Here is a 14249-nt window from a genome sequence, read left to right as displayed (position 1 = left end):
CCTATTCGTACCGGAGAGCTTCGATAGGATCCAGGTTGGCTGCCTTCCAGGCCGGGTAGACGCCGAACAGAAGTCCTACCAATGAACAAACAATGATGCCGATCGCGGCCCAGTCCCACGGGATCACCGCAGGGACCTCCAGGAGAAGACCGACGATGTTCCCGGTGAGGATCCCGGCGGCGACGCCGATGACGCCTCCGATCTCACTCAGGAGGATCGCTTCGATCATGAACTGGGCCAGGATGTCCTTCCGCTGTGCCCCGATCGCCTTCCGGATGCCGATCTCCCGCGTCCGCTCGGTCACGGACACCAGCATGATGTTCATGATGCCGACGCCGGCGGCGAGCAAGGCGATGGAACTCACCAGAAGAACGCCCATACGCAGGTACAGCGTGAATTCGTTGAACTGCTTGATCAGCGAGTCGTTGGAGTAATAGGCGAAGTCATCCTCCGCACCCGGATCGACCTTTCGTGCGGCACGCAGGATCGATCGCACCTGCTCGATGGTGTCGTCCAGAAGTTCCTTGCTGCGGGCCTTCACCATGATGTTCACGCTGCGATCGGCCTTGCCGTACTTCTGCATGTAGGTCGTGATCGGTATCGCCCCGAACTGGTCCTGGTTCCCGCCCAGCGCCCCGCCCTTCTTGGCAAAGACCCCGATCACCTGGTAGATCGTGCCGTCGACCCTGATCTCCTCACCGACCGGGTTGATGCTCGGGGGGAACAGTTTCTCGACTGCCGCCTGACCCAGGATCATCACCTTTCTGCCTTCATCCACATCCTGGGCAGAGAACGAACGGCCGACATCCACGGTCCAATCGTTCGTCACCAGCCCTTCCAGGTTCTCGCCACCGACCTGCATATTCGGATTGGATTTCTGTCCGCGCCAGACGAAGACCTTACCGAAGCTCCAGACCTCGAACCCCACCGCTTCGGCGAGTGTCGCACGTTCCTGCACCGCCTGTGCCTGTTCGATGGTGATGTCCTTCCGGTTGCGGAATCGCCGGCGGTCATCGGGGCCCGTATTGAACGCAGGGAATTTCTGCACCTGGAACGTATTCGCTCCGAGCTGCATCATCCCTTCTTCGATGCTGTTCTTGAGCACGCCCACAGCGGTCATCACCGAGATGATCGAGAACACACCTACCGCGATGCCGAGCAGGGTCAGGATCGACCGCAACTTGCTCGTGCGCACCGCCGAGAGCGCCATCTGCAGGCTCTCTCTGAAATTCGCCAGTTCCATCGCGATCTTACTCATACCGGAGGGCCTCCACAGGATCCATCTTGGCCGCGCGGTACGCCGGGAGGAAGCCGGAGACCACCCCGACGACGAGGGAAATGGTGATCGAAATGAAGACGACCGACAGCGGCATGGCCGTCGGCAAGACCTGGTCGACGATGAGGCTCAACGGGAACGCGATCATCAGCCCGATGATCCCGCCGATCAGACACAATGCGGCGGCCTCCACGAGGAATTGGAGCAGGATGGTGCGCTGTCGCGCCCCGATCGCCTTCCGGATGCCGATCTCTTTCGTCCGCTCGGTCACCGAGACGAACATGATATTCATGATGCCGATGCCGCCGACAAAGAGGGAGAGGCCCGTGATGAACAGGCCGATCGATGCAATGGTCAGGCTGATGGGCGCAAAGGTCTGGGTGAGCAGTTCCTGCTGATTGATGCTGAAATCACTCTTCTTCCCGGGCGCGATATGGCGGAGATTCCGCATGATCCCTTCGAGCTCGAGCTTCGCATCTTCCATCTGCGTGACATCCGCCACCCGCACCTGGATGGTCACATCCCGCCGGCGCCCGCCAAAATGCGATTCGAACGACAGCAACGGGATGAAGACGCGGTTATCCGACGTGAACACCCCGAAGAGTCCGCCCTGCTTCTCGAATATGCCGAGGACCGTATACGGATACCCTCCCACGCGGATCACCTTGCCGATCGGGTCCTCGCGCGGGAACAGCGTCTCGGCGACATTCGCGCCGATGGCACAGACCGGCCGGCCGCCGCTCGACTCCTCGGCGGTAAAGAACCGGCCGTCGGCCAGGGTCACGCCGGCGGCGTTCATATACTGATGGGTCGTTCCGCTGACGAACGCATCATCCATGCTGAGGTCGCCAAGATTGACGCGCCGCCGCGTACCGACGACCGGAGCGACCGCGTCGCTCAACTGCGACTGCCGTTCGATCTTCGATGCGAAGTTCGTTTCCAGCATGCGCCGGTTGCGGATGAGCGCCCAATCTTCGTTCCCCACCCAGGGGAAGCGCTGCACGTAGAGCACGTCGGTCCCGAACGCTGCGGCACTTCGCGCAAAGGCGCGGTTCACGCCTTCGATCGCCGTGGACATCAGCGTCACGGACACGATGCCGATCACGATCCCCAGCGTGGTCAGCACCGACCGCATCTTGTTGGCCCTGACCGCGCGGAACGAGATCAGGAGCCCTTCTTTCAACTCTGTGAGAAGATACATCCGTCAGTTCCTTCCGGTCAGGACGCGGTTGCTGCCGTCTTGACCCTGCGTTTCTGGACCAGTTCGTCGGTCTCGATCTTGCCGTCGCGCAAACGCACCACACGGTGCGCGTGCTCAGCAATGTCTGCCTCATGCGTCACCAGGATGATGGTGTTCCCCTGATGGTGCAGTTCCTCGAACAGCGCCATGATCTCCTCGCCGGTCTTGGTGTCCAGATTTCCCGTCGGCTCATCGGCCAGGATGATCGACGGCCGGGTCACCAGGGCGCGGGCAACCGCCACACGCTGGCGCTGGCCGCCGGACAATTCATTCGGCTTGTGATGGACCCTGTCGCCCAACCCGACATGGTCGAGCGTTTCCAGCGCACGTTGTTTCCGCTCGGACGATGACACGCCGCCATAGATCAACGGAAGTTCGACATTGTGCAGCGCATCCGACCGCGGCAACAGGTTGAACGTCTGGAACACGAACCCGATCTCCTTGTTCCGCACCCGCGCCAGGTCGTTGTCGTCCATCTCGCTGACATTCACGCCGTTGAACTGATAGAGCCCCGAGGTCGGCGTATCGAGACAGCCGATGATGTTCATCAGGGTGGACTTGCCCGACCCGGAGGGGCCCATGATCGCCACGTACTCATTCTTCCCGATGGCCATGGAGACCCCGCGGAGCGCGAGCACCTGCTCCGCCCCGCCCATGTCATAGGTCTTGACGATGTCCCGCAGTTCAATGACATTCATGTTACGAGCCCTCGCCGGTTTTCTTCACGCCCATTTTCTTCGGCTCTTCCACCCGCACCTTCGCACCATCCTCGAGTTCACGGTTGATCGCCTTATAGCTGCCGGAGACGACCTGTGCGCCTTCCTTCAGGCCCTCCGTGATCTCCACAAAGGAGTCGTCGCTGATGCCGCGGCGTACGGGCATGGCCTTGACCACACCGCCGTCTACCACGAACACGATCTCCTTCGCCTTGTTCTCTTCCTTCTTCTTCGGGGTCGTTCCCGCCGCCATCACCATACCGCTCTGGCCATCCCCCTCGCCGGGCTTCACCTCTTCCTTCGGCATGCGGGTCGTCACGCTCTGGATCGGCACCGTCATGACATTCGGTTTCGTCTCGGTCTCGACATCCGCCGTCATCGACATCCCGGGCCGGAGCTGGACATCGGCGTTCACGATCCGCATCTTCACTTCAAAGTTCGTCACCTCTTCCTGCGTGCCCGTCCCCTTCGATGTCGCCGTGTTCGCGATCTCGTACACCACCGCGGTCACTCTGCGGTCCGGGAATGCATCCACTTCGATGCGCGCCGTATCGCCGACACTCAGCATGATCACATCGTTCTCGCTGACCTCGACACGGGCTTCCATGCGCGACAGGTCGGCAATGGTCATCACATCCGTCCCCTGGAACTGCTGCGTACCGAGGACCCGTTCGCCGAGTTCGGAGTTCAACTGGCTGACCGTGCCATCCATCGGGGCGATGACCGTGGTCTTCCGGAGGCTCTCGTTCGCCTGATTCAGCGATGCCGTGGCCTGGGCATAGGCCGCCTTGTTCGACTCAAATGCTGCGCGGGCAATATCGAACTCGGATTCCGAGACGAGGCCCTTCTTGAACAGCGATTCCACGCGGCGAAATTCCGGTTCGCTCTTGCTGAGCCCCGCCTTGGCGGAGAGCAGCCCTGCAGCGAACTGATCGCGCTGGGCAACATAGATGTCGGGCTTGATCTTCATCAGGACATCGCCCCGCTTCACCCGCTGCCCCTCCTTCACCGGGAGGGCAACGATCTCGCCGCTCACCTCGGGGGTGATCTTCACCATCACTTCGGGCTGGATCTTGCCCGTCGCCGTCACGATCTGTGTCACCGTCCGCAACTGGGCTTTTTCCACCTGCACCGTGAGGACCGGCTCCTTCTTGCTCGCGAACCAGAGGATCACGCCCAGGATCACCACGAGCAACACGATCCCCAGAATAATGAAGAGCTTCTTCCTGGACTTCTTGCCATTCTTAGCCATTGCCACGTCTCCTTGAACTTCCGTTAGTAGGTCCGCTCACCCAGGACGTATTCCACATTCCGCTTCGCGATGACATAATTGTACGAGGCATTCACAACGTTCGCTTCGGCGCTGACGAAGCCCGCACTGGCCACCAGAAGGTCCAGCAGCGTCCCCGCGCCCAGGTTGTACCGCTCCTCCGCGATCTTCCGGTCCTCGGTTGCAGAGGTAAGCCCCTTCTGACTCACTTCATACTGCTTCATGGCTGCATCGAGGTCGAGCAGCGCCTTCTTCATTTCCACACTGATGTTCCGCTCGGCCTGTGCAACCGAGATCTCCGCGTTCCGCTTGCTCGCGGCAGCGCTCTGGATCGCCTGGTTCGTGGCAAAGCCGTCGAACAGTGTCCAGTTCAAACGCAGGCCCCAGTAGATCGTCTTGTAATCGAACAGCCGGCCGAACTCGGCATTGTTGCCGCTCAATCCGGCTGCGGCACTCAACGAGGGGAAATAATTCGAACGTGCGATCGTCACGCTGGATTCCGAAGCGTCGAGATTCTCTTTGGCGCCCAGAAGATCAGGACGGGCGGTCAGGGCGGTGTGCGTCAGCACCCCGAGGTCCCGGTACTTGGTGCGTACGGCAATGAGCTCGGTGGAATCCAGGGTGGTCGAGATCGTGGCATCCGCGAAACGATACTCATCGGCAACGTTGAGGCCGATGAGCGCTACCAGGTCGGCATTCGCCTTGTCGAACGAATTCTGTGCATTGATCAGATTCAACTCGTCCGATGCCACCTGCGACTGCTGCCGGTAGACATCGGCAAGGGACAGGGCACCGACGCGGTTGGATTCAACGATGCGCTCGAGCTGCCGGCGGTCGCGTTTCAAATTCTCTTCACTGACCTTCACCAGTTGCTCCTGGCGGAGGACGTTCAGATAGGAACTCTCCACCTGGAACACGATCGACTGCTTCGTGCGGACCAGGGTGTGTTCCGTTGCATCCGACATCGACTGTGCACGGTTCAGGTTCGCTTCGCGGTCGAATCCGTCGAAGAGCGTCAGGCCTGCACTCAGACCGGCCGAGAAGCTTCCCGTCGTCTGTTTGGCGTTCGACCCGGGGATCGCGACACCCTGGGTGTAGATCGGCCCTTCCATCTGCGTACGGGTCCATGAACCGGAAGCACTCAGGTTCGGCAAATAGCGGCCGTAGGCAGCAAGCACGCTGCTTTCCGACGAGGACGCGTTGTTCTCTGCCTGCACCACGTTCAGGTTCCGTACGAGGGCGATCTTCGTTGCCTCTTCAAGGGTCAATGTCCTGGTCTGCGCTCCGGCAACGGCGACCGCAACGACCAGTGCAATACTCAGGGCTGTGAGACGCACACTCATGGTACACTCCATCTCTTGGTAATTGTGGGACGAAAGGACAGGTGCATGCTGGGGATGGTCCTGGACTGTGGGAAAAACACCAGGCATTGAGCCTTCGTTCCTCGGTTGGGCCTGATCCATTCCCAGAATTAGACGTTTTTCAAACGGTAAAGTTTCATGAAAGGGAGCCTTTTTTGAGGATTTCATCCTTTATTTCGAGCAAATACGCCATTGCGGCATCGTGCTCGTTCGGGATCTTCCCATCAAGAATGGCTTCCTCAATGGCATCTTTGAGCTGGCCGACCATCCGGCTCGGGCCGATGCCGCATGCGGCCATGATCTCTTCGCCCCTGACCGGCGGCTGCCAGTTACGGATCCGGTCCTTCTCCTCCACCTCCCGGATCTTCTCCATCACGAGCTCGTAGTTCCGCAGGTAACGGGCGACAAGCGAGGGATTCTTCGAGGTGATATCCGCCCGGCACAGCGTCATCAGATCGTCGATGTCCGGACCGGCCTCGAACATGAGCCGGCGGACCGCGGAATCCGTCACTTCCTCATCCACCAGGACCATCGGGCGGAGATGGAGGCGGACGAGTTTCTCGATATACGGGAGATGGGCATGAGGAAGGCGCAAACGCTGGAAGACCTTCTTCATCATCCGTGCCCCGATCTCCTCGTGCCCATGAAAGGTCCAACCCACACCTTCCTGATATGCCTTCGTCCGGGGTTTCGCGATGTCGTGCACCAGCGCGGCGAACCGCAGCCAGACGTTGTCCGTCGTCGCGCAGATGTTGTCCACGACCTTGCAGGTGTGACGGAAGACGTCCTTGTGGTGGTGGTCCTTCACCTGATCCACCCCTGCCATCTGCGCGATCTCCGGGAACACGAGATGCATGAGCCCGGTCTCGTACATGAGGTGGAGACCGATCGAAGGGCGTGGTGCTTTGAGGAGTTTGAGGAACTCATCGGCGATGCGCTCGTGCGAGACGATGCGGATGCGGTCCTTCATGGCACCGACCGCTGCAAGCACCGCCGGCGCGACCTGGCAGTCGAGCTGCGCCGCGAACCGTACCGCCCGCATCATCCGGAGGGGATCATCATCGAAGGTCTGCACGGGATCGAGCGGCGTACGCAGGAGCTTTGCTTCGAGGTCCGCCGTGCCGCCAAGCGGATCGTGCAACGTGCCGAACGCACCGGCATTCAACGCAACAGCCATCGCATTCACCGTGAAGTCGCGGCGCAGCAGGTCTTCCTCCAACGTGGCGGGAACGACATCCGGCTTCCTGGACTCCTCCGTGTACTTTTCCTTGCGCGCCCCCACGAACTCCAGTTTCCCGTCACCCACCGGGATCATGGCCGTGCCGAATCTCTCATACGTGACGACGGTCCCGATGGAGAGCTCGCGTGCGACCTCATGGGCGAAGACGATACCGTCCCCCATCACCAGAATGTCGATATCCTGAACCTCCGTGCCGAGAACGAGATCGCGCACGTATCCCCCGACGACATAGACGGTCGTCCCGGTGCGGTCGCCGACCGCCCCGATCCTGCGGAGGAGAGGATGGGAGATGGTGATATGGGATGCGGGATGCATCATTCACACAGGCAGCCGCTGCTGGCTGATCTTCTGCATGATGCTCGTCGCAACCTCAAGGGCACGTCGGGCATCATCTGCGGTCACGGCAGGTGCGGTACCGGTGCGCACGGCATGCACGAACAACGCAAGCTCATGCTGCAGGGCATTGATCTCCTTCGCTTCGGGCTGTTCGTACACGATCTTCTTCCGGTTCTTGCCGAGGCCCATTTCACCGAGCACCATCGCCCCCCGCACATCGCCCGCATCCTCAGGCAGCAGGCGGAACACCTCCGCAAGCCCTTCGGAGAAGTCCAGGGAGATGTAGGCATTGGGCTGGAACATGCGCATCTTCCGCATGCTGCGCTGGGAGATGCGGCTGGCGGTGACGTTCGCCACGCAGCCATTCTCGAACTGGATGCGGGCATTGGCAATGTCGATGGTGTCCGAGACGACGGCGACGCCACTGGCGTCGATCTGCCGGACGGGTGATTTGACGAAGGCAAGGATCAGGTCGATATCGTGGATCATCAGATCCAGCACCACCGCGACATCCGTACCGCGTGGTTTGAACTGGGCCAGGCGGTGCGATTCGATGAACAACGGCTGCATCGGAAATCCGTCAAGGGCAAGGATGGCCGGGTTGAACCGTTCGATATGACCGACCTGTACCGTCACCTGTGCGGCCGCGGCCAGCCGGCAGAGTTCTTCCGCCTCCGCCACCGTCTCCGTGATCGGTTTCTCCAGGAAGACGTGCAGCTTCTTCCCGAGCGCCTCACGGGCCACCGCGAAATGGGCCGTGGTCGAGGTTGCGATCGTCACCGCGTCCACCGCCGCGAACAACTCGTCCTGCGTGGCAAATGCCCGGGTGCCGAATTCGGCGGCAACCGCGGCCGCCTTGGCCGGATCCATATCATGGACGCCGGCGAACCGCACGCCGTCCATGGTGGAAAGCATCTTGGTATGGAGCCGGCCGAGATGGCCGACGCCGATGACACCGACGCGAAGGGGTTCCATGGTCTGCTCCTTAAGCACCACCTGCGGGTCCGGAATGGCTCCGGCACCACGAAACGAACGCCGTACCATCGGCAAAGACCAGATCGGTCCCGGCCGCCAGCACACGTTCACGATCATACGCGTCCCACACCACGGCGGCCATCACAACGCCCGCATCCCGCGACGCGTGCACATCGGCCATCGAATCGCCGACCATCACCGTCTCCGGTGCCGGCACATGCAGCCTGTCCAGGATCCTGCGGATCCCCTCACCATCGGGCTTGAAGTTGGCGACGTCGTTGCCCGTCACGATCATCTCGAAGTACTGCGTCAGCCCGAGCACCTCGAGCGTGATCCCCGCGGTACGCCGCCCTTTCCCCGTGAACACCGCGAGCCGGATCCCCCGTTCCTTCAGCAACCGGAGCGCTTCGCCCATGCCTTCATGCAGGTTCGCCATCGCTCCATGGTTCGCACGGTAGAATGCACACATCTCATCCATCACCTGCGGCACCATGGCCGGGCCGAACACCTTCTCCACCGCACCCTCCTCCGGAGGGCCAAAAAGCCCGATGATCTCCGCAGGGGTGAAGGCCCGCCCCAGGTGCTTCTCGGCCACATGATTGAACGTTGCAAAGATAAGGGCATTGGTGCTCGTCAGCGTACCGTCAATGTCAAAGATCACGCACGACAGACGTTCAGGGATGGTCATATGGGGGTGGTCGGTGGACATGCTGATGTCAGATAGGTAATATACGCACACCCTGCCCGAATTTCAATTCACCTTGCTCTTGAGACACGGTATCAGTACATTTTACGACACGAACAACGAGTACCCATGACCTCCCCTTTTCCCCCCGCAACCATCACGCTACGCAAGAATGAAGAGCGGCGCATCCTGTCAGGGCACCCCTGGGTGTTCAGCAACGAGATACGCGATACGCAGGGTTCCCCGGCAGCCGGGGAGGTCGTCGGTGTGCGCAATGCCGCCGGCAAACCCCTGGGCATTGGGTTGTTCCATCCGCACTCGCTCATCGCCGTCCGGCTCCTTTCACGGGTGCCCATGGAGATCGATGCAGCGTTCTTCCGCACACGGCTTCAGGAAGCTCAGGCCCTGCGCGAACGCCTGTTCCCCGGCAGCACGGTCTACCGGCTGGTGCACGGCGAAGCGGACTTCCTGCCCGGCCTGATCATCGACCGGTTCAACGACCATTTCGTCATCCAGGCCCTGTCTTTCGGCATGGATGCCCGCCTGCCCATGATCTGTGACATGCTCGAAGAGCTGTTCCATCCGGCAGCGATCATCGAACGGAACGACCCTCCCCTCCGGACCCTCGACCAGCTCCCGCTGCGCAGAGGTGTCCTGCGGGGTGAAGCTTCGCCCGTGACCTTCATCGACGGCGGACTCCGTTTCACCGTGGACCTGCTCGCCGGACAGAAGACCGGCTATTTCCTCGACCAGAGGGTGAACCGCCTCGCTATACGGCAGTTCAGCCAGGGTGCACGGGTCCTCGACTGCTTCTGCAACGATGGCGGGTTCGCGCTGCAGGCGGCACACGCCGGGGCAACAGAGGTTGTCGGCATCGACAGTTCCGGCGAAGCGATCTCACGTGCACGGATCAACGCCGCGCAGAATGGGCTCACGACGGTCCGCTTCGAGGAGACGGATGTATTCTCGTCGCTCGCCGAACGGGCGGAACGGGGTGAGATGTATGATGTGATCGTACTCGACCCTCCGTCCTTTACCAAGAACAGAAAGACGGTTCCCGCCGCAAAGAAGGGCTACCGCGAACTCCATCAACTCGCATTCCGGGTCCTTGCTCCGGGCGGCTATGTTCTCAGTGCCTCATGCTCCCACCATATCCTCCCGGACACGTTCCTGGATGTCATCCGCGACGCAGCGGTCCGTTCTGAACGGCGCATCCAGCTCCTGGAGTGGCACGGAGCCTCGCCCGATCATCCCACTCTGCCCGCCGTCCCCGAGACCGGCTATCTGAAATTCGGGGTCTTCCGGGTCCTGTGATTGCATTTGGCTGAACGAGAACCTATTTTTGAGTCATGCTGTTGTTGAGGATGCAGTATCTTTATTAAAGAGGATCTCATGGCTCACAGGAATGGCGTACGACTGCTCATCGCCGTCGTGCTTGTGCTCGCGGCGTCCCTTTCTGCTTTCTCACAGACCACCCGGACCGGGTGGGATCCCGTACACGGGCCTGACACGATCCAGGCCGGACAGGAGCCGATCGATCCGACGTCTCCGGGCCTCTACCCGAACATCTGGAGCATCGATGTCCTGATCTCCAACGACGGCTTTGGCCTCGGCGGGTTGTACCGGCGCTCATTCACCCAGGACCTTTCCGGGTTCATCAGTCTCAGCGTGTCCGAATCAAAGGATGAGCGGGAGTTCGAGTATATCGACCCCTACTATGGGGTCTCCTACACTCCCGGCAAACTCAACCGATTCCTCGTCATCCCCCTCATGGTGGGCGTCCAGTACCGCCTCTTCAGAGAGGATATCGTCGACACCTTCCGCCCGTATATCAATGCCGGGGCAGGCCCTGCGATGATCTATCAGATGCCCTACATGGATTTCATTGACCGCGGCGACGGGGTGAAGACGGAAGAGCAGGTGGAGTTCTTCAAGAGTATCGGCCGGGGGCATCCGCAATACACCGCCGGCGGGTTCATCGGGTTCGGTTCCAATTTCGGCACCGAGCGAAGCAATATTTTCGGGGTGAATTTCCGGTACTACGTGACCTACATGTTCGGCGAAGGACTCCCTTCGCTCTACGACGTCCGGACACGTGAGGTTTCCGCAAGAAAGAAGTCCTTCGGCGGGTTCGTGATCAGCCTGAACATCGGGATGGCCCTCTGAAATGGCGAAAGGCACTGACGCGCGCGTGAGAAACGCTGTGCATCAGTGCCTTTCAATGTTCAGGCACACGTAATATATATCGGCCCGGCCCTCCATTCAGTGACGGCCGTCACGTCCGGACCTCACGACTGCCCTCTTTTCCCCCGCCCTTTCTTCTCAGGCAGACCGAGGGTCCGCGCCAGGTGCTGCCCCGTGAAGGACCGCGCCACCCTCGCCACCGACTCCGGCGTGCCCTGGGCCACCAATTCGCCCCCGCCCGATCCCGCTTCCGGACCAAGGTCGATCACCCAGTCGGCACATTTGATCACATCCAGATTGTGTTCGATGATCACCACGGAATTCCCTGCATCGATGAGGGCATGGAAGCACTGCAGCAGTTTCACGATATCATCGATATGCAACCCTGTGGTCGGCTCATCGAAGAGGAACAGTGTGTGCCTCTCGGCAGGTGGCGAGGCAAGGTGGGCGGCAAGCTTGATGCGCTGGGCTTCGCCACCGGAGAGCGAGGTGGCCGGCTGGCCGAGGCGGATATACCCCAGGCCGACGTCACGGAGCACCTTCAGTTTTGCAGCGATCTTCCGCCCGGTTGCATCGGCACCGAAGAACTGGCTGGCCTCATCCACCGTCATGCCCAGCACATCGTCGATGTTCTTCCCGCGGTACTTCACATCGAGGATCTCTTTCTTATACCGTTTCCCCTTGCACACATCGCAGGGAAGATAGAGATCGGCCAGGAACTGCATTTCCACTTTCACCACACCGTCCCCTTCGCAGGCGTCGCACCGCCCACCGGGCACATTGAACGAGAACGCTCCCGGCTTGAACCCGTGCACCCGTGCCGCAGCCGTGCCGGCAAACAGGGTCCGGATCAGATCGAACGTCTGGATATACGTGACGGGATTGGACCGCGGTGTGCGGCCGATCGGCGACTGGTCGACCATCTCGATGGCGCTCAGATGCTCCACCCCTTCGATGCGGGCATGCCTCCCGGCCTTCTCCCCACCGTGCCCCAGGGCCCGGAGTAATCCCTTGTGGAGCACCTCATGCACGAGCGTGCTCTTTCCGCTGCCGCTCACGCCGGTGATGCACACCAGGGCATGCAGCGGGATCGCAACATCGATGTTCTTCAGATTATGCTCCGACGCGCCCACCACCGTGACGGCGAACCCGTCGACAGGCCGGCGTTCCGCAGGGATCGTGATCGCCTTGCGGCCGGAAAGGTACGCGCCGGTAAGGCTCGCACGGTCCTCCAGGATCTCCGCGGGGGTACCATTGAAGATCACTTCGCCGCCCTGTTCGCCGGCACGCGGCCCCATATCCACGATCACATCGCTCGCACGCATCATATCGAGGTCGTGTTCCACGACGATCACCGTATTCCCGGCCGCGCGCAACCGCTGGAGAATGCCGATCAGCCGGTCGTTGTCCCGTGGATGCAGACCGATGCTCGGTTCATCAAGCACATACACGGCGCCCACGAGCGACGAGCCCAGGGATGTCGCCAGATTGATACGCTGCGATTCGCCCCCGGAAAGGGTGCTGGAGAGCCGGTCCAGCGTGAGATAGCCGATCCCCACGTCATCCAGATACGCCAGGCGCTTATGGAGCTCATCCAGGATCCGCTTTGCGATCCCGGCTTCGAACGGGGTGAGCGGCAGCCCCTTCAGGAACGCGCGGGCGTCCGACACCGTCATACTGACGACATCATGGATACGCTTCCCTGCAAGCCGGACACTCAGCGCTTCGGGGCGGAGGCGTGCCCCATCGCATGCCGGACAGGTGGTATACGCCCGGTACCGGCTGAGCATCACGCGATAATAGATCTTGTATGCCTTCTTCTCCACCATCTTGAAGAAGGCATCGAGCCCGTCATACTCTCCCTTGCCTTCACGTATGACCTGCAGCTCGGCGTCCGTCAGCTCCCCGAAGGGAACGTCCACGCGGATCCCCGCCGAGGGCGCCGCCCGCAGGAGCGAACGGAGATATTCTTTGAACTTCGGCGTGGACCATGGATGGATCGCCCCCTCGCGCAGGGTCTTCCGCTTGTCCGGCGCCACGAGGTCCATGTCGATCCCGATCGCGCGGCCGAATCCCTGACACGATGGACACGCGCCGAAAGGATTGTTGAATGAGAAAAGGCGCGGGTCCGGTTCCTCATACGTGATATGACAGTCCGCGCAGGCGAAATTCCTGTTGAAGTTCAGGCGCTGCGACGGATCCAGGAGCAGGACGGCCGCGATGCCGTTCCCTGATGCGAACGCCGTCTCCACCGAGTCGGCGAGACGGTTATCCGCCTCTTCCTCCCGGAAGACCAGACGGTCCACGAGCACATCCACATCCGCCGGACGCGTGCGCGCCGGGAGGGTGTCCGTATTGAGATCGAAGATCTCTCCGCCGACCACGATGCGGAAGAACCCCTCCTTCTTCAGATTTGCGAGGGCGACCTGCAGGGTCTCTTTCGGATGGATGGGCAGAGGGAAGGTCACATACATGCGCACGTCCGCCCCGGTGCGCTCCTTCCGCGCACGGAGGAGTGCGGTCCGCACCGTATCGACGGAATCCCGCTCCACCCTCTTGCCGCACTTCAGACAGAACGTCTGTCCGACCCGCGCATACAACAGCCGGAGGTAGTCGTAGACTTCGGTCGATGTGCCGACCGTCGAGCGGGGGTTGCGTGTATTGGTCTTCTGCTCGATCGCCATCGCAGGACTGATGCCCTGGATCACGTCCACATCAGGCTTGTCCATCCGCTCCAGGAACTGCCGGGCGTACGAGGACAGGCTCTCGACGTAGCGGCGCTGGCCTTCGGCGTAGATGGTATCGAAGGCGAGGCTCGACTTCCCGGAGCCACTGACACCGGTGATGACGATGAGAGCGTTGCGTGGAAGCTCAAGCGAGATATTCTTGAGGTTGTGGACGCGCGCGCCCTTGATGATCAGACGATCGAACACTGTGGTCGGAGACCTGTCGTGGAACGGAGGAGG

11 protein-coding genes are annotated in these 14249 nt (G+C 61.1%); 2 read left to right on the top strand and 9 right to left on the bottom strand.

Annotation, left to right across the window (positions count from 1 at the left end; genetic code table 11):
- Position 1: 1 nt before the first annotated feature.
- The 8 genes from IPI01_04435 to IPI01_04400 form a co-directional block, all read right to left on the bottom strand.
- Positions 2-1243: an ABC transporter permease gene (locus IPI01_04435; protein MBK7257050.1), complete on the bottom strand. Its 1242-nt coding sequence runs from the start codon at positions 1241-1243 to the stop codon at positions 2-4.
- A gap of 7 nt (positions 1244-1250) precedes the next feature.
- Complete coding sequence (locus tag IPI01_04430; GenBank protein MBK7257049.1) at positions 1251-2477, bottom strand: ABC transporter permease; 1227 nt, start codon at positions 2475-2477, stop codon at positions 1251-1253.
- Positions 2478-2494: 17 nt separating this feature from the next.
- A complete protein-coding gene (locus IPI01_04425; GenBank protein MBK7257048.1) occupies positions 2495-3214 on the bottom strand; it encodes an ABC transporter ATP-binding protein in 720 nt (239 codons plus the stop codon).
- 1 nt (position 3215) lies between these two features.
- The gene (locus IPI01_04420) at positions 3216-4484 is read right to left on the bottom strand and encodes an efflux RND transporter periplasmic adaptor subunit (protein MBK7257047.1); all 1269 of its coding nucleotides are present in this window, start codon (positions 4482-4484) and stop codon (positions 3216-3218) included.
- A gap of 23 nt (positions 4485-4507) precedes the next feature.
- Positions 4508-5845: a TolC family protein gene (locus IPI01_04415; protein MBK7257046.1), complete on the bottom strand. Its 1338-nt coding sequence runs from the start codon at positions 5843-5845 to the stop codon at positions 4508-4510.
- A gap of 154 nt (positions 5846-5999) precedes the next feature.
- Positions 6000-7418 carry an HD domain-containing protein gene (locus IPI01_04410; GenBank protein MBK7257045.1) on the bottom strand — a complete coding sequence of 473 codons (1419 nt, stop codon included), beginning with the start codon at positions 7416-7418 and terminating at the stop codon, positions 6000-6002.
- A 3-nt stretch (positions 7419-7421) separates the two neighbouring features.
- The gene (locus IPI01_04405; GenBank protein ID MBK7257044.1) at positions 7422-8414 is read right to left on the bottom strand and encodes a Gfo/Idh/MocA family oxidoreductase; all 993 of its coding nucleotides are present in this window, start codon (positions 8412-8414) and stop codon (positions 7422-7424) included.
- Between the two features lie 10 nt (positions 8415-8424).
- Positions 8425-9123, bottom strand: coding sequence for an HAD-IA family hydrolase (locus tag IPI01_04400; protein ID MBK7257043.1), 699 nt, complete (start codon positions 9121-9123; stop codon positions 8425-8427).
- Positions 9124-9228: 105 nt separating this feature from the next.
- Between IPI01_04400 and IPI01_04395 the strand changes: the two genes are divergently transcribed.
- Together IPI01_04395 and IPI01_04390 are read left to right on the top strand one after the other, a co-directional pair.
- Entirely contained in the window at positions 9229-10413 is a 1185-nt protein-coding gene (locus IPI01_04395; GenBank protein MBK7257042.1) for a class I SAM-dependent rRNA methyltransferase, read from the top strand.
- Positions 10414-10491: 78 nt separating this feature from the next.
- Entirely contained in the window at positions 10492-11265 is a 774-nt protein-coding gene (locus tag IPI01_04390; GenBank protein MBK7257041.1) for a hypothetical protein, read from the top strand.
- 122 nt (positions 11266-11387) lie between these two features.
- On the opposite strand, the gene uvrA is transcribed toward IPI01_04390, so the two are convergent.
- On the bottom strand, positions 11388-14216 hold the full coding sequence (gene uvrA, locus IPI01_04385) for an excinuclease ABC subunit UvrA (protein MBK7257040.1): 2829 nt from the start codon (positions 14214-14216) through the stop codon (positions 11388-11390).
- Positions 14217-14249: the final 33 nt, after the last annotated feature.

This window comes from Ignavibacteriota bacterium, assembly GCA_016707525.1.
GTDB lineage: Bacteria > Bacteroidota > Ignavibacteria > UBA10030 > UBA6906 > JAGDMK01.
The sequence above is the reverse complement of the archived record's forward strand: the minus strand, read 5'-3'. Positions and strand labels throughout refer to the sequence as shown.